Consider the following 16,708-nt stretch of genomic DNA (forward strand, 5'->3'; position numbering starts at 1 on the left):
GACACCCGGGGCCATGGCCCCGGGCGCCTCGACGTCACCGCCGCAGCATGGAGCGCAGCAGCTCCAGCGCCTCGGTGACGCCCTGCCAGACCTGGAGCGACTTGACGCCCTCGCCCTCGCCCTGGATGGCGCGGCGGGAGGCGCGCTCCAGCGGCAGCAGCGCGCCCTCCACCAGCTCGATCTGCCGGCTGAGCTCCGCGGGGGACGGCCCCACGGCGTTGGCGGTGCGCTGGAGGGCCTCCACCGGCACCTGGGCGGACACGTTCACCGGCCGCTCCGCCAGCGAGGAGAGCGCCCGGGAGAGCTGCTCCATGTACGGGCCGAAGTCCGTCTGGGGCGCGGCCACCGCCGCCGGCTGCGCCACGGGCGTCGCCACCCGTTCGGTGAGGGCCTTGAGCAGTTGGGCCAGGTGCTTCAGGTACGGCGTCATGTCCGTGGCGGCGGCGGGCGCGGGAGCCGGCTGCACGTCCTTCACCTCCCGACCCACCCTGGCGACCTCCAGCACCGCGTCGCGCAGCGCCTCCAGGTACGGCAGCGCCTCCGCCGCGGGGCTCTCGTCCTGGGACGTGCCCTGCTGGACCTGGGTGGCGGCCTGGACCACCGCGTCGCGCACCGCGCCCAGTTGCTCCTCGATGCCGCTGAGCTGGCCGGTGACGCGGGCGACGGGGTCGTCCTCCTTGCCCCCCATGCGCTTGACGCGCGCGAAGCCCTGCTTGATCTCCTCCCACCGCTTCGCCTTCTCCGGCGTCAGGCGGCCCCGCAGCTCCGCCAGCTTGAGGAGGTTCTGCTCGGCCGCCGTGGTGAGCGTCTGGGATTCGCCCTGGTAGTGGTCGTCGACGAGCCGCTCCAGCTCCGCGTCCGTCATGGCCGCGACGAGCTTCTCCGCCAGCTTGCCCATGTTGCGGTAGCTGCCCTGGAGCTTGAACGCCGGCTCCGTGCGGAAGCGCTCGTCCTGCGCCGCCGAGGCGATGTACTGCATGTTCACCTTCAGCAGCACCGACTGGACGCGGAACATCCGCTGGAAGATGGCGATGATCTCCTGGAGCTCCGCCGCCGCGTAGCCGTGCTTCAGCTCACCCGCGGGCACCTCCTCGCCCTGCGCCATGCGGATGATGCGGTGCGTGTCCGCCGCGTCGCGCGTCGCCAGCGGCGCCGTCACCACGTTCGACGTCAGCGCGTTCTCCAGGTAGCTGAGCGCGAACAGGTGCTCCTTCCCGTCGAGGATGTCACCCAGGTTGTAGGTGTCCGCGCGGTTGGCGAGCATGTCCGGGATGCGGAAGCGCTCGCCCGTCTCCGTGTACGGGTTGCCCGCCATGACGACGCAGAACTTCTTGCCGCGCAGGTCGTAGGTGCGCGTGCGGCCGTTCCAGACGCCCTCGACGCGGCGCTGGCCGTCGCACAGCGAGATGAACTTCTGGAGCAGCTCCGGGTCGGTGTGCTGGATGTCGTCGAGGTAGAGCATCACGTTGTTGCCCATCTCGAAGGACAGGTTGATGCGCTCCACCTCCTGGCGGGCCGTGGCGTTGGGGGCTTCCGCCGGGTCCAACGACTTCACCGCGTGACCCAGCGCCGGACCGTTCACCTTCACGAAGGCGAGCCCCAGCCGGCTGGCCACGTACTCCATCAACGTCGTCTTGCCGTAGCCCGGCGGCGACATGAGCAGCAGCATGCCCATGCGGTCGGTGCGCTTGCCCTCGCCCGCGGCGCCGAGCTGCTTGGCGAAGTTCGCGCCGATGAGCGGCAGGTACACCTCGTCGATGAGCCGGTTGCGCACGAAGGACGACAGCACCTTGGGCGACAGCTCGTCCAGGCGCAGCTTGCGGCGCTCGCGCTCCAACAGGTCCCGCAGGAGCGCCCGGTACGCCTGGTACTGGGGCACGCGAAGCTGTCGGAACTCCCCCAGCCGCGCCAGGAACTCGTCCAGGCGCACCGCCAGCTTGCGGTCCTGGATGCGCGGATGGCTGCCGAGCAGGCCCGTCACCTCCGTCGCCATCAGGGCGCCCGCGGGCTCGCGATCCAGCTTGCGGTCCGTGAGCAGCAGCACGGCCGCCTCCAGGGCCACGTGGACCGCGTCACCGGGCCCCCCCTCTCTCTGCGAGAGATAGGCGTCCACCCACGCGCGGGCGACCTCCAGCCGGGAGGCCAGGTCCTTCTCCAGGCCACGCAGGTCCTCCTCGAACGCGGAGCGCGTCCCCTGCCGGTCGAGCTGCGCCAGCAGCGCGTCCCGCAGCGCCAGCGCCTCGCCGCTCGTGGTGAAGCGGGGGCGCTCCACCGCCAGCTCCTCCACGAGGTACCGGCCGGCCAGCCGCGCCTCCGCGGGCGAGTGCTTCACGCCATGCTTCTGGAGGAAGGCGGCCACGGCCTCGCCCAGCGCGATGCCCAGCTCCCCCATCCCGCCCGCGGAGATGAACGTCCTGCGGAGCCGCGCCAGGCTCCGCGCGCGCCGGTGCAGGAGCGTCCGGACCCCCTCGTCCGCGTCGAAGGCCCAGTACAACGCGGCCCACGCCCGGGGCAGCGGCGCGAAGCGCAACAGCCCCGCGCCCTGGTGCAGGTGGAGCAGCTTCTCCAGCAGCGCCGTCGCGTCGACGTCGTGGACGCCGCGCTCGTAGCCCTCGTCGAAGCGGTCCGCGGCGACCGCGCGCACGCGCTCCAGCAGGCTGCCGGCCATGAGGGCCTCGTGGAGCACCGTCAGCGTCAGGCCGCCCCGCCCCTCCTCCGCGTCCGTCAGCACGCAGGAGGCCAGGTACTCGGCGCGGTACACGTCACGCGTCTCGGAGACGAGGTGCTGCTCCCAGAGGTCCTGGTACTCGAGCAGCTTGGGGTCCTCGAGCTTCTGCGCGTAGTCCGTGCCGGAGAGCTGGAGGAAGAGCGCGCCGTCGCGAGGCACGAGCGTCAGGTCCAGCGGCTGGGTGTTGACGTTGAAGCGGTACGTCCCCAGCTTGATGAGCGCGTCGCCCTCCGCGAACAGGTCCTGCTTGTCGCGCAGCGCCCGCAGCGCGTCCTGCTTCGCGGACTTCAGGCGCGACAGGACCTCGTCGGAGCGGACGCTGTCCTGGAGCGCCAGGAGCTGCTCGGCGAGCTGCCGCAGCTTCAGGATCATCGCGTCGGTGGCGAAGTAGCCGTTGAGTTCGTCGTCGGACTTGAAGGACTTCGCGCGGCGCTGCACGCCCTGGAGGATGCGCTCGGCCGCGCCGAACAGGCTCTGCGCGCGGCGCTGGCGCTCGTCCACGAGCGTCTGCTTGCGCGCGCCGAACGCCTCCAGCAGCTCCTCGCGCTTCTGGGTGATCTGCCCCAGGAACTCGTCGAACTCGCCGAAGCGCCCCTCCAGCTCCTCCAACTGGACGGTGAGCCGGGACAGGCCCTCGTCGCACTTCTCCGGCAGGTCCGCCTGGGCCAGGGCGTTCTCGATGGCCTGCCCGAGCAGCCGGAACTGCGCGCCGAACTCCGCGCGCTTCTCCCGGCCCGACAACTCCTTGCGCTTGGCCGCGAGGCTGGCGCGCACCCGGTTGAGGCGGCCGAACAGCTCGGAGATGCCCTCCAGGATGCGGGCGCGGGCCAGCGGGTCACCCACCTGGAGCCCGCCGACGACCTCGCCCAGCACCGTCAGGCCCTGGGCCGTCTTCTCCACGTCCTCACCCAGCGGCGCCAGCTCCACCGTGGTCTGCACGGGCTCCAGCTTCGCGAGCAGCTCGTCCAGGCGCGCGGCCAGCGGCTGGAGCGCCTCGCCCTTCTGGAGGAACTCCACGCACCCGGTGCTGGTGCGGTCGGACGCCTCCACCACCGCGGCCTCCAGGGCATCCACGCGCCCCAGGTCCATGTAGCGGATGTCCTTCAGGGTGATGAGGTGACCGCGCTGCTGGCGCAGCTCCGCCAGCACGAGCATGAATTCCTCGGCCGTGGTGAGCAGCTCCGGCCGCACGCGCCCGAGCAGCTTCTCCTGCGTCTTCTCCGCCGCGGCCAGGGACTCCGTGGCGCGCTTCTGGAGCGCGAGCACCTTCTCGAACTCGTCGATGATGAGCTCGGAGGTGCGGCGCAGCGACTCGATGGGCTCCTGGAGCTGCGTCTCCGCGTGCCCCAGCCAGTAGTACGCGTCGAGGGCGCGCGTCGACGACCCCACCAGGTCCTCGTAGGTGCGCCGGCTGGGCTTCTCCGTCTTCGCGATGCGCTGGAGCGTCAGCGCGTCGGAGATGCCGCGCACCAGCTCCGCGTTGCCCACCTTGCCCAGGTAGCCGGGCGCGGGCGGCGTGGCCGCGGCGTGCTCGTCCGACACGAACGGCGTCTGCCACACCTGCATGGGGTGCACGCGCGTGGGCTCCTGCGACGTCTCGCGGAAGACCACCAGCCCGCCGTCCGAGAAGAGGCTGAAGCCGTTGCACACCAGCGGGTTCTGCACCTCCTTGCGCACCAGGTTGTACGGGAAGAGCAGGTAGCGGCCGTCCTCGCGCTGGTGGAAGACGTAGAGCACGTCCTCCCCGTTGGGCGAGCGGATGACCTGCTTGAACTCCATGCCCACGCCGGTGGCGTCGCCCTCGAAGACCTTGTAGTCGCCCGTCTGGAGGTAGTACCCGCCGGGGAAGATGACGCCCTGGTCCTCCGGCAGGCGGATGCAGGCCTGTCCCAGCGCGTCGATGCGCGCCACGTGCTGCGTGCGCGAGTTGAACACGAGGAAGCGCGGCGCCGCCTCGCGGAACGGCTGCACGCGCAGGAGGATGAGCGAGCCCACCTGGGCCCAGGCGAACTTCGCGTCGTCCAGCGACTGGTTCGCGTCGTCCACGGGCTCGCTGTAGATGCCCAGCCCGGTGGACGTGTTGTTCTCCACCTTGACGGTGAGGTCCCCCTTCACCGTCTCCACGAACACCTGGTCCAGCACGTTGACGTGCGGGTGCGCGCCCAGGACGTAGTTCTCGCGCGTGGCCACCGTCCACTCGAAGTCATGCGACGGCGGGAAGACGTGGTCGCGCTCGCCCTGGTTGTCCACGTACGTCGCGCGGCCGTCCGTCTCCAGGGTGAAGCGGAAGACCTTGATGTCGCGCGAGGAGCGGCCCGTCTGGAACACCGCCAGCAGCCGCGTGTCCTTGCGCCGCAGTTGCAGGAGCTTGGCGTCCTTGTAGTAGCGATACAGCTCCCCGAAGTCGCGCACGAAGCGCGGGTCCGCGAGGAAGCCGCCCGCTTCGGTGTGCGGCACGGCGGACAGGTCGAACCCCTCCGCCGTCTTCTCGAAGCGATGCAGCGAGAAGACGTCCGCGACGGAGGTCTCCTTCTTCAGGCCGATGAAGACGTTGTACCCGAAGAGCAGGTATCGCCCGACGCTGACGATGTCGCGCGCGACGCAGTTGTGCTCGGTGCGCACGCGCTCGTTGCCGGTGATGGAGAGCTCCGTGCCCCCGAAGAACGCCTTGCGACGCGCGTTGAGGTCGTTCGCCTTCCCGCCCAGCGCGTCCGCCTGCGCGAGCAGGCGCGTCCGGATGACCTCGTAGCTGCCGCCCTCCAGCGCCACCTCGCCCGCGGGCGCCGCGCCCTTGCCGCCGTCAGTTGCCATGCGTGCTCACCGGAAAACCGCGTGGACCCCACCCCCGCTCCCTCACGACGTGGAGGGAGCGCCAAACCCCAGGCGGTCCCCGGGGCGAGGTCGTCGTTACGTCACGTCTGGACATCCCGGCCGCCACCGCTCCGGGCGATGGCGGCCCCACTCGCTGACCGGTGTCAGCCCTTCTTGTCGGCGGCCGGACGGCCGTCGCTGCCCGCCAGCGCCTTGAGGGCGGAGGCCGCGTCCACCGAGCCCGGCGTCATGCGGTGCAGGAGCGCCGCCACGGCCAGGTTCTGCGCGTCGTTGCTCAGGCCCGGCTTGGAGAGGATCTCCTTCAGGTCCGCCGGCAGGTCCTTCTCGCCGTTGAGGTACCCCCCGAGCGCCTGCTTCAGGGCCTCGCCGTGCTCCAGCGCGCCGTCCACCGCGGTGCCGAAGGACACCGCCTTCACGAAGCGCTCGAAGAACTGGCCGTCGCCGCCCACGATGTTGAACTTCGCGTTGGCGAAGGCCTTGGCGAGCACCTCGGCCTGCGAGTGGGCGATGTCCTTGCGGACGCGGATGGTCTCCAGCTCCACGTCGCGCTCCTTGTTCAGGCGCAGGCGGAACTCCTCGTGCTCGCGGCCCACCCCGTCCATCAGCTTCATGGACGCGGCCTTCTCCGCCAGGCCTCGGGCCTCGGCGAGCAGCTTCTCCTGGATGGCCGCGGCCTCGGCGAGCTGCTTCTCCTTCGTGGCGAACGCCTCCGCCTCGCCGCGCTTCTGGATGGCCACCGCCTCGGCCTCCTGGACGCGCGCGTGGGCCAGGCCCTTCTCCTGCTCACCCGCGGCCTCCGCCAGCAGCCGCTCGCGGACGACCTGCGCCTGGGCGTGGCCCTGCTTCTCGATGGCGCCGGCCTCCGCCTCCTTCACGCGAACCTGCGCCATGCCCAGCTTCTCCGTGGCCACGGCGTCCGCCTCCTTCACGCGGATGCCCGCCAGGCCCTCGGCGGCGGCCTCGGCCTGGACACCCTCGGCCAGGCGCGCCTTTGCCTTGGCCGTCTTGTCCGCGGCCTCCAGGTCCGCCTCGGCGAGGGTGAGCTTCTCCTTCGCCAGGAACACCGCCATCTCGCTGTTGGCCTTGGCCGCGTTCACGTCCTTGACCGTCTTCTCCTGGGCCTGGGCCTCGGCGGTGATGATGAGCGCGTTCTTCTTGCGCAGGGCGTCCGACTCCACGCGCAGGTCCTTGATGCGCTCCTCCTCCTGCGCCACCGTCTTCTCCACGGCGATGCGGGCACGCACCACGTCGGCGATGTCCTTCTTCTGCTCCTCGAGCGCGCGCTCCTTGGCGATGCGCTCGAGCTCCGTGTCGCGCTCACGGCCGATGGCCGCCAGCGAGCGGGCGCGCTCGACGTTCTCCGCCTCGACGCTCACCTCGCGCTCGCGGTGCTTCTGGGCCACCTCGATGTCGCGCGTCTTGTGCTGCTCCTGGACGAGGATCTCCTGCTCGGCCTTGATGCGGGCCAGCTGGGCGCGCGAGTACTCGCCCTGCTTGACCAGCTCCGCCTCGGCCGTCTCGCGGGCCTGCACGCTCTCGATGGCGCGCTTCTGCTTCGCGGAGGCCTCCTCGCGCTGGCGCTCCAGCTCGAAGATGCTCTCGTCCGCCTCGACGTTGCGCTTGGTCACCGCCTGGCGCTCGCTCTGGCGCAGCTCGTTGGTGACGACGTTGTGCTCGGTGGTGAGCTTGGTGATCTTCCGGATGCCCTCCGCGTCGAGGATGTTGTCCTTGTCGAGCATCTCCACCGGGGTCTGCTCCAGGAAGTCGATGGCGCAGTCCTCCAGCATGTACCCGTTGAGGTCCTTGCCGATGACGTCGACGACCTGGTCCTTGATCTTCGCGCGCTGGGTGTAGAGGTCGACGAAGTCGAAGCTCTTGCCCACCGTCTTGAGCGCCTCGGAGAACTTGGCCTCGAAGAGCTTCTCGAGCGTCTCCTGGTCGCTGGCGCGCGCGCAGCCGATGGACTGCGCCACCTTCAGCACGTCCTCGCGCGTCTTGTTCACCCGCACGAAGAAGGTGACCTTGATGTCCGCCCGGATGTTGTCCTGGCAGATGAGCCCTTCCTTGCCGCGCCGGTCGATCTCCACCGTCTTCAGGGAGATGTCCATGACCTCGGCCCGGTTGATGATGGGAAACACCACCGCGCCGGTGAACGTGACGAGCGGCTCGCTCTTCAGCGTGTTGACGATGAGCACCTTGCCCTGGTCCACCTGCCGGTACAGCCGGACGATGGTGAGCAGGATGCCGCTGAGAAGGATGATGCCGCCGACGCCGGCGGCGATCGCGGTAACTGGATCCATGGCCATTTCCTGACGTGTGATGACAGCGGGCCTTGTATCAGGCGCTGGAGATCCCCCGCATAAGCCCTCCAGCGTCGAACGGGTCGGTCGCTCCCCCTGAGCGGACCCTGGTGTCTTCAGCCGTGTGATTTGACCCGGGCGAGCGCCGCGGCCCGTGCGGGGTCACGCAGCTGCTCGAGTTCCTCCGGAACGAGCCAGTCGACTGGCTCCACTTCATAAGCGTCGCGCGCGGCGTCGTAAGCGAGAATGAGCGCCGGGTCTCCACGCTTGAGCTCGTTCGCCTTCGCGCAGACGACGTGGAGGAGCATCCCCGCGCCGCCGTCCTCGAGCGAGGCGTGGCCGCTGGTGCCCGTCACGCCGCCGCTGGCGATGGTGCACACACGGCCCATCAGCGAGTCACGGCCCGGTGCCTTCTTCGCGACGAAGACCGGGCGCAGCGGCCGGACGGCGAGCCCCGAGGCGACCGTGGCCACCATGAAGCACACCAGGCCCAGCACGGTGCTGATGAGCCACGAAGGCAGGAAGGGTCCCAGGGCCGCGTGCGCGGGCTGCGCGCTGGAGACGGACAGGAACCAGGAGATGAAGGACACGAGGCTCACGGAGACCGTGAGCGGGATGCCGGCGAAGCCCAGCGCGGAGAGGATGCCCCCGTCGACGTGCGCGTCGTGGTCGTGGGCGCCCAGCGCCTTGCCACCCGCCTCCACCGCCCCGCCCAGCGCCTTGCCACCCGCCTCCACCGCCCCGCCCAGCGCCTTGCCGCCGGCCTCCAGGTGCAGGTCGCCGCCGTCCAGGATGTCGATGCCCACCGCGCCAATGATGACGAACAGCCAGTAGGTCATCACCACGCCCAGGACGATGGTGAAGATGGCCGTGGGAAACGCGAGGATGGCGTCGAGAAAAGGCGTCATCGGGCGACCCGGACTCTAATCGACGCCCACTCCCGGCGAAAACCCCGCCGGGCGATTTCCTGCTCGGGCAGCGGGCGTCCCGGCGGGCCCCGGCGCCCCCCACGTGCCGCATTTTGCAACGGCGTGGCCCCGGACACCGGACGGGTCCAGGGCCACGGCTCGGGCCCGACTCAGATGGGGACGATCTCCACCACGCTCGGGGGCATGTGCGTGGGGAGCACGCGCTGGACGCGCAGGCCGGCCTTCTCCGCCAGCGCGGTGTACTCGGGCCCGGTGCGCTCGCGGCCACCGACGACGACGAGCATCGCCATGTCGTAGAGGTTTCCGAAGTGCGGGATGTTGTCGCCCGGCAACACCGTCTCCACGATGAGCAGCTTCGAGTCCGGCTTCATCGCGGCGCGGATGTTGGAGAGGATGCGCAGGCTGCGCTCGTCGTCCCAGTCGTGGATGATCTGCGACAGGATGTAGATGTCATAGCCGGGGGGGACGCTCTGGAAGAAGTCGCCCTCCAGCACCTCCGTGCGGCTCCCGAGCCCCAGCTCCTTGAGCATCGCGGTCGCCTCGTGCTTCACGTGAGGCAGCTCGTAGATGGCGCCCTTGATGGAGGGGTACGCCTGGAGGATGCGCGCCAGGAGCGTCCCCGTGCCGCCGCCCACGTCGACCACCGACTTCGCGCCGGAGAAGTCGTACGCGCCCACCACCGCGGGCGCGTTGAGGCTCTGGTACGCGGCCATGCTGGTGTTGAAGATCTCCGCGACCTCGCGATCCTTGGCGAGGTAGTCGAAGAACGGCATCCCCATGAACTTGTCGATGGTCGGCTGCCCCGTCTTCAGCGCGGTGGACAGGTCGCCCCACGCCTGCCACGAGATGAGCAGCCCGTGCGCGCGCAGCGAGCCGTAGACGGAGTCGGGGTTCTCCTTGCGCAGCAGCTGCCCCATCTCCGTGAGCCGGAAGCGCTCCGTCTTGTCGTCCCGGTGCAGGATGCCCAGGCCGCTGACCAGCCGCAGCAGCCGCCGGAGCGACGGCGCGTGCGTCTTGCTGGCCTGCGCGAGTTCTTCCACCGTCTTCGGGTCGTCACCGATGATGTCCGCGATGTCCAGCTCGGCCATGATCTGCAGGCAGCGAGACACCCAGAAGCCGTAGACCATCTGGGTCAGCACAGCGGTCGGTGGCGCGGCTTCGGGAGCAGGAGACGGGGCGCTGCTGGTGCGAGGCTGCTGGCTCATTCAGGGACCTTGCGCGAGAGAGGAGTCACGACAATTCTGGAACCCGAAAGGTAGGCTGTAAAAGCACTATCCGTCACTTCCCACGAAATATCTGCGATCCCAGTCCCTGTGCGCGCCTTCATCACCCGCCCCAACGCCCTGCCCGCAACGGAGCTCGACGACCTGCGAGACGCACTGCTGGGCTCTCGTTTCGTCGCGCGCAGCCCGCTCATGGGGACGTTTCGCGCGAGTCGGGGCTTCGCCTTCATCTTCACACACGAAGGGCGCGCGCTCCTGGAGGAGCGGTTTCCCTTCCTACGGGCCTATCTGGCCCGGGTCCTCGCGCCCGAGAGCGCGCGGGGCCTGACGCCCTGGTGGGAGCGGCTGGCGAGGCGCCCCCCTCCGCCCGTACCCAATGCCTTCTACCTGAACCTGCTGCTGCTCGACGCCGGCACGGGCGTGGGGCGACACATCGATGCGACGCTCCAGGAGCCCAGCGGCGTCCCCGGGGCCACCCCTCATCACGTGAGCGTCCTGTATCTCCAGATGCCGCGCGGCGCCCGGGGTGGCGCGCTGCGGCTGTTCGACGAGGGCCGCCCCGTGGGCGAGGTGCGTCCACACCCAGGGGGCCTCGTGCACTTCCGTGGGGACCTGCAGCACGAGGTCCAGCCCTTCCTCGGAGGAGACCCCGAGGAGCTCCGGGCCAGCCTCGTCTGCGAGCAATACGTCTTCCCTCCCGAGGCCCTGGCACGCCTGCCGGCGTTCCGAATCCAGTCCAAGGCGGGGTTCGCCGCGTATCTCGACGACCACCGCGCCCGCCCCGGGGCGGCCTCTGGCTCGGTTGATACACCTGAAGCACCGGTGCGGAATGACTCTGGGTTCACCACACGTGGGGACTGAGGGACAATGACGCTCCGTCCGATTGGGGGCGGACCGAGTCAGGAGATGCAACGTGGCTGTCGATCCGCAGGGCGCCGATATCCAGAAATTCATCCAGGAAGACACCGGGGGCCCGATGGTGATGATGAACCTGGTGCGGTTCAAGGAGGGGGGCCGGGCTGCTTTCGCCGAGTACGTGGAGGCCGTGCTGCCCTTCATCCTGAAGGCCGGAGCCCAACCGCTCTACGCGGGTGATTGCTCCACGCCGTTGGTGGCGGAGCCCGGCCAGACATGGGACGCGGTGTTGCTGGTCCGCTATCCGAACCGGGCGACGTTCATGAAGATGGTGACGGACCCGGAGTACCAGCGCTTCAACCACCTGCGGACGGCCTCGCTTCGCGAGGCGGTGATGCAGGCGACGACCCCCTGGGCCAACTCCCCGTAGCCCTCGGAGGCGTCAGCGGCCGGCCACGAATCGCAGGTCGGCCGTGGACGCGAACGCGGGGGGCCGGCGTACCCCGCTGGCCCGTTCGAAGGCGTGGGCGAGCTTGAGCAGCACGGGCTCGCTCCACGCCCGTCCGATGAAGGACAGCCCCACCGGCAGCCCGCGCACGTAGCCCGCGGGCACGGTGAGGCTCGGATAGCCGGCGACCGCGGCGGGCGTCGTGCTGCTGCCGAGCCAGTGGTCGCCGTTGATGAGGTCGATGAGCCCCGGCGGAGCCATGGTCGGCGCGACGAGCGCGTCCAGTCGGTGTCGGGCCATGACCGCGTCGATGCCCTGGTCGCGAGACAGCTTCCGGCTCGCGGCCTTCGCCTGGAGGTACTTGCGGTCCGTGAGCGGACCGCGCTCCTGGGCCATCATGAACAGCTCCTGTCCGAAGAAGGGCTGCTCGGTGGCGCGGTGCTCCTCGTTGAACCGGATGAGGTCCGCGAGCGTGCGCGGCGCCGCCTGCTCGCCCAGCCCCGCGAGCCAGGCCTCGAGGCCCGCCTTGAACTCGTAGAGCAGGATCTCGAACTCGGGCTCGTCGAGCTGCTTCGCCGTGGCGATGGACGCGGGGTCGACGAGCGTGGCGCCTCGCGCCTTCATGAGCGCCAGGGCCTCCGTGATGCACGCGTCGGTGGCGGTGTGGTAGCCGGAGAAGGGTTCACGAAGCACCCCGATGCGCGCGCCGCGCAGCCCCTCGGGGTCGAGGAACCTCGTGTAATCGGTGCTCGCGTGCCCCTTTCGCGCGGCAGTCGCCGCGTCCGAGGGGTCCACGCCCGCGAGCACGGAGAGCAGCGCCGCGGCATCCGCGACCGTTCGAGCCATGGGGCCCGCGGTGTCCTGGCTGTGGGAGATGGGGATGATGCCGGAGCGGCTGATGAGTCCGACGGTCGGCTTGAGCCCGACCAAGGAACACGCCGCGGACGGAGACAGGATGGAGCCATCCGTCTCCGTGCCCACGGACACGGCGCAGAAGTTCGCGGCGGTGGCCGCGCCCGAGCCCGAGCTGGAGCCCGACGGCGTGCGGTCCAGCGCGTAGGGGTTGCGGCACTGGCCCCCTCGCCCGCTCCATCCGCTGGTGGAGCGCGTGGAGCGGAAGTTGGCCCACTCGCTCAGGTTCGTCTTGCCGAGGATGACCGCGCCCGCCGCGCGCAGACGCTCGACGAGGAAGGCGTCACGCCTGGGCACCCGTCCCACGAGCGCCAGCGAGCCCGCGGTGGTCTGCATCCGGTCCGCCGTCGCGATGTTGTCCTTGATGAGGACGGGGATGCCGTGGAGCGGCCCCCGCGCGCCCTTCTCCTTGCGCTCCGCATCGAGCGCGGCGGCGATGGCGAGCGCGTCCGGATTCAGCTCGATGACGGAGCACAGCGGCAGTGGGCCCGCCCGGTCCATGGCGCCGATGCGCTCCATGTATCGCTCGGTGAGTCCGTGCGCGGTGTACTGGCCGGCGGCCATCCCGGCCTGGAGCTCGACGATGGAGACCTCGGCCAGTTCGAAGGGCTTGGCGGACGCGGCCTCCGGCTGCGCCTCCGCGGAGGCCCGGGCGTCCGTCGCGGCGAGCGCCGTGGCCGCGGCGGCCGTCCCCAGGAAGGTGCGACGACTCAACTCCACGGGCGGACGTCCGGGCACGATGCGCTGGCTCATGTCGGCGCGCAGTAGAGCAGCGGGCCCTGGAAGGCCGCAAGCCAGGGGCTCTCGCGCACGAAATGCCCACGGCCGGGAGGCGCCTGCTACGGTGACGGTCCGCGATGACCTCCCATCTGACCTTGCTGGCGGGCCCTGACGCCCTGCGCCTCGTTCGCGAGCGCGGGCTTCGGGGTGAAGACGTCGATGTCGTGCCGGGTGCCTCCGGAGGGCCGAAATGGCTGGTCCTCGCCGGGCTGGACCGCGCGCTGTTCGGAGACCTGTTCCGAGAGCGATCGCGACCGCTCCACCTCATCGGCAGCTCGATTGGGAGCTGGCGGCTGGCCTGCCTGGCGCAGAAGGACCCCGTTGCCGCGCTGCGGCGCTTCGAGGCGGCGTACATCGATCAGCGCTACCCGCCCAAGCCCCCTCCGTCGCTGGTGAGCGAGACGAGCGGGCGGATCCTCGACGCGTTGCTGGGCGACGAGGGCGTGGAGGAGATCCTCCATCACCCCTGGGCACGCCTCCACGTCATCACCGCGCTGTGTCGGGGCACCGTCGGCGCGGAGCAGTCCCAGGTCCAGATGCTGGGGCTCGCGCTGTGCGCCATGGGGAACCTGGTGAGCCGCGGCACGTTGGGCCTGCACATGCGGCGCGTCATCTTCCACACCGCGGGCGACACGAGTCCGTTCGCGGGGATGAAGGACTTCCCCTCCACCGACCTGCCGTTGACCCGGGAGAACCTGCGCCATGCGCTGATTGCCTCCGGGTCCATCCCCATGGTGCTCAGCGGCGTGCGCATCCCAGGGGCGCCCACGGGCATCTACCGCGATGGCGGCATCATCGACTACCACCTGGACCTGGACTTCGGCCCGGGCGAGGGGCTGGTGCTGTACCCGCACTTCTATCCGCACGTGGTGCCCGGGTGGTTCGACAAGGCCCTGCCCTGGCGGCGCGCCCGGCCCGCGAACTTCCGCCGGGCGCTGTTGATCGCCCCCTCTCCGGAGCTGGTCGCGCGCCTCCCCGGAGGACGCATCCCGGACCGCAAGGACTTCGAGAACATGCGCGACACCGAGCGGGTACGGGCCTGGAACCAGGTCGTCTCCGAGAGCGAGCGCATGGGCGACGAGTTCCAGGAGCTGATGGCCACCGGCAAGCTCGCCGAGCACGTGCGTCCGCTCTGATGGAGCCCGTCCGTCACCGGCCGGAGGAGGACGGCTCGGACTCGAGCTGCACCTGGTCCACGTAGCACCAGCCCCAGTCCTCGCCCGGTTCCAAGGAGCGGATGATGGGGTGGGACGTCTCGTGGAAGTGCCGGGTCGCGTGCTTGTTCTTCGAGTCGTCACAGCAGCCGACGTGTCCGCACGTCATGCACAGCCGCAAGTGGACCCAGGTGTCGTGCAGCTTGAGGCACTCCTCGCATCCCTTCGTGCGAGGGCGCACCGGTCGAAGCTGGTCCAGGTGACCGCAGGGTCCCGTTCCGGATTTCGGTCGGAACTCGATGGTGGCCTCGGTGTCGATGCGCTCCGCCGCGGTGCGGGGTGTGGGGGGAGGCTCCAGTTCGGCCTCGGTCGCCACGACCTGCGGAGTGGGCGTCCTGAACAAACGCGCGCAGAGCGAGAACGCCTCGGCGGTCCCCTTCACGACGAGTTCGTCCCCCTCCTCCAGACGCAGATGCGGGGACACGTCGTCCAGGCGCTCTCCGCCCCGCTGGACCGCCTGCACCATGAGCCCACCATTGGACTCGCGGGTCAGGGATTCGAGGGTGCGGCCCACGACGAGGGCCCCGGGACGCACCATCACGCTGCGCGAGTCGAGGCAGTCCGCGCCGAGCGCGCACAGCAGCACGGGTTTGGCGGGTGTCCCCGACAGTCGGAGCGCCGCGTATCCCGAGCGGCGAACCGCGGCTTCGTGCTCCTCGACCTCCTCGGGGGAAAGACGGTAGTCCTCGAGGACCGAGGACAGCAGGGCCACGAGGCTCTCGAGTTCCTCGCACACGACGATGTCCGCGCCCACCTCTCGCAGCGGCTCCATGTCCGCCACGATGCGGACCCTCGCGACGATGCGCAGCGTGGGGTTCTCCAGGCGCGCCACCGCGACCACGCGACGGGCCATGGCCAGCTCGTCGTCCACCACCAGCAGGAGCTTGGCGCGAGGGAGGCCCGCGACGCGCAGGGTGCGCTGGCGCGAGTAGTCCCCGCGCAGCACCGGCATCTGGTCCGCCTCCGCCTCGCTCGCGCCCTGGGGGCTCAACGTGGTGATGAGGAACGGAATCCCCGACCCGCGCAGCACCCGCACCAGTCGGCGCGCGCCGTCGCCGTAGCCCGCGACCACGACATGGTTCGAGAAGCGCGCGAAGGCCTCGGCGGCGATGGCCTCCGACTCGTCGGTCTTCGGCCCCTGGTCCGCGACGGCCTTGCGTCGCTCTCGCACCAGTCGCCCCGCCGCCCAACGGCCAGTCCGGGACAGCAAGGGCGTCAACACCATCAACATCACGGTCGCCGCGATGAACGCCTGTGAGCCCTCCTCGATGCCCGCGGGAAACAACCCCAAGGTCCGTCCGCTGCGCTCCAACACGAAGGAGAACTCCCCCACCTGGGCGAGCAGCAGCGAGGCCTCCATCGCGACGGGGAGGCGATAGCCCAGGGCCAGCACGCTCGCCGCCGTGGTGACGACCTTCACCACGAGCACCACGGCGATGGCCAGCACCACCTCGGGCAGGTGCTGCACCAGGAACCCCACGTCGAGCAACATCCCCACCGAGACGAAGAAGGTCGCGCTGAAGAGGATCTGCAGCGGGAGGATTTCGCCGAAGGCGTGCTCGCTGAAGCGGCTCTCGCTGACCAACAACCCCGCGAGGAACGCCCCCAGCGAGACGCTCACCCCAGCGAGGCTGGTGAGGTATGCCGTGCCGAAGCACACCGCGATGACGGTGAGCAGGAACAACTCCGGGGAGCACGTGCGCGCCACCACCTCCAGGAGTCGCGGCATCAGCCGCCGCGCGACCACGAGCACCGCGACGACGATGCCCACCGCCTTGCCCAGCGCGCCCAGGAGGTGCGCCGCGGTATCGCCCTTCCCCGCCAACATGGGCACGAGCAGCACCATCATTACCACGGCGAGGTCCTGGAAGATGAGCAGGCCCAGGGACACCTGCCCCACCGGTGACGAGGTCTCGCCCCGGTCACCCAGCAGCTTGAGGACGATGGCCGTGGACGAGAGCGCCACGAGGAAGCCCGTGAAGAGCGCGGGTCGCCAGGCAACGCCGAACGCCATCAGCAATGCCGTCATCCCCGCGCTGGACAACCCCACCTGGAGGCCACCGCCTCCGAAGAGGAGCTTCTGGAGTTTCACCAGCTTCTCGAGGCTGAACTCGATGCCGATGCTGAACAACAGGAGGATGACGCCCAGCTCCGCCGCCGAGTTCACCAACTCCAGGTCCCGCACGAGCCCCAGGGAGTTCGGGCCGATCAACGCGCCCGCGAGCAGGAAGCCGACGATGGGGACCAGACGGAACCGGTGCCCCACGTACGCCACCAGCGCGCCGGCGGCGATGAGCACGGCGACTTCCTGGAGGAACGGCGGAGTGGTGGTCGCGAGCGGGAACATGGGACGGGCCGCGCAGCGTGCCGCATCCCTCCCCGCATCCCAGTCGGCTTGTCCGTGGTCTGTGCACCAGTCAGCGCCGTGAGACGGCGGAGGCCCTTCTCGCTCCAGGGAGCGTCCGGCTGACAACGCCGCCGAATGAA

At 70.1% G+C, this 16,708-nt stretch carries 9 protein-coding genes; 3 read left to right on the forward strand and 6 right to left on the reverse strand.

Annotated elements, in window-relative coordinates; all coding sequences use genetic code 11:
- Positions 1-34 precede the first annotated feature (34 nt).
- The 4 genes from LZ198_RS11700 to LZ198_RS11715 all read right to left on the reverse strand — a co-directional run bounded on the left by LZ198_RS11700 (position 35) and on the right by LZ198_RS11715 (position 9,994).
- Positions 35-5,539 carry a DNA repair ATPase gene (locus LZ198_RS11700; RefSeq protein WP_253972002.1) on the reverse strand — a complete coding sequence of 1,835 codons (5,505 nt, stop codon included), beginning with the start codon at positions 5,537-5,539 and terminating at the stop codon, positions 35-37.
- Positions 5,540-5,703: 164 nt separating this feature from the next.
- The gene (locus LZ198_RS11705) at positions 5,704-7,866 is read right to left on the reverse strand and encodes a hypothetical protein (RefSeq protein WP_407667404.1); all 2,163 of its coding nucleotides are present in this window, start codon (positions 7,864-7,866) and stop codon (positions 5,704-5,706) included.
- Positions 7,867-7,976: 110 nt separating this feature from the next.
- Positions 7,977-8,768 (reverse strand): hypothetical protein, encoded by a 792-nt coding sequence (locus tag LZ198_RS11710; protein WP_253972004.1) that lies wholly within the window; start codon positions 8,766-8,768, stop codon positions 7,977-7,979.
- A gap of 170 nt (positions 8,769-8,938) precedes the next feature.
- Entirely contained in the window at positions 8,939-9,994 is a 1,056-nt protein-coding gene (locus LZ198_RS11715; protein ID WP_253972005.1) for an acetylserotonin O-methyltransferase, read from the reverse strand.
- A gap of 108 nt (positions 9,995-10,102) precedes the next feature.
- On the opposite strand from LZ198_RS11715, the gene LZ198_RS11720 reads away from it, so the two are divergent.
- On the forward strand, positions 10,103-10,873 hold the full coding sequence (locus LZ198_RS11720) for a 2OG-Fe(II) oxygenase family protein (RefSeq protein WP_253972006.1): 771 nt from the start codon (positions 10,103-10,105) through the stop codon (positions 10,871-10,873).
- Between the two features lie 52 nt (positions 10,874-10,925).
- On the forward strand, positions 10,926-11,297 hold the full coding sequence (locus LZ198_RS11725; RefSeq protein WP_253972007.1) for a DUF1330 domain-containing protein: 372 nt from the start codon (positions 10,926-10,928) through the stop codon (positions 11,295-11,297).
- Positions 11,298-11,309: 12 nt separating this feature from the next.
- On the opposite strand, the gene LZ198_RS11730 is transcribed toward LZ198_RS11725, so the two are convergent.
- Positions 11,310-12,980 (reverse strand): amidase, encoded by a 1,671-nt coding sequence (locus LZ198_RS11730; protein ID WP_253972008.1) that lies wholly within the window; start codon positions 12,978-12,980, stop codon positions 11,310-11,312.
- A gap of 104 nt (positions 12,981-13,084) precedes the next feature.
- On the opposite strand from LZ198_RS11730, the gene LZ198_RS11735 reads away from it, so the two are divergent.
- A complete protein-coding gene (locus LZ198_RS11735) occupies positions 13,085-14,143 on the forward strand; it encodes a patatin-like phospholipase family protein (RefSeq protein WP_253972009.1) in 1,059 nt (352 codons plus the stop codon).
- A 13-nt stretch (positions 14,144-14,156) separates the two neighbouring features.
- On the opposite strand, the gene LZ198_RS11745 is transcribed toward LZ198_RS11735, so the two are convergent.
- Positions 14,157-16,568: a cation:proton antiporter domain-containing protein gene (locus tag LZ198_RS11745; protein WP_456094073.1), complete on the reverse strand. Its 2,412-nt coding sequence runs from the start codon at positions 16,566-16,568 to the stop codon at positions 14,157-14,159.
- Positions 16,569-16,708: the final 140 nt, after the last annotated feature.

The sequence above is a fragment of the Myxococcus dinghuensis genome (assembly GCF_024198235.1).
In the GTDB taxonomy this organism is placed as follows: Bacteria; Myxococcota; Myxococcia; order Myxococcales; family Myxococcaceae; genus Myxococcus; species Myxococcus dinghuensis.

Coding starts and splice junctions, on each gene's coding strand:
- LZ198_RS11700 (WP_253972002.1), bottom strand. CDS start 5,539: ATGGCAACTGACGGCGGCAAGGGCGCGGCGCCCGCGGGCGAGGTGGCG.
- LZ198_RS11705 (WP_407667404.1), bottom strand. CDS start 7,866: ATGGCCATGGATCCAGTTACCGCGATCGCCGCCGGCGTCGGCGGCATC.
- LZ198_RS11710 (WP_253972004.1), bottom strand. CDS start 8,768: ATGACGCCTTTTCTCGACGCCATCCTCGCGTTTCCCACGGCCATCTTC.
- LZ198_RS11715 (WP_253972005.1), bottom strand. CDS start 9,994: ATGAGCCAGCAGCCTCGCACCAGCAGCGCCCCGTCTCCTGCTCCCGAA.
- LZ198_RS11730 (WP_253972008.1), bottom strand. CDS start 12,980: ATGAGCCAGCGCATCGTGCCCGGACGTCCGCCCGTGGAGTTGAGTCGT.
- LZ198_RS11735 (WP_253972009.1), top strand. CDS start 13,085: ATGACCTCCCATCTGACCTTGCTGGCGGGCCCTGACGCCCTGCGCCTC.
- LZ198_RS11745 (WP_456094073.1), bottom strand. CDS start 16,568: ATGTTCCCGCTCGCGACCACCACTCCGCCGTTCCTCCAGGAAGTCGCC.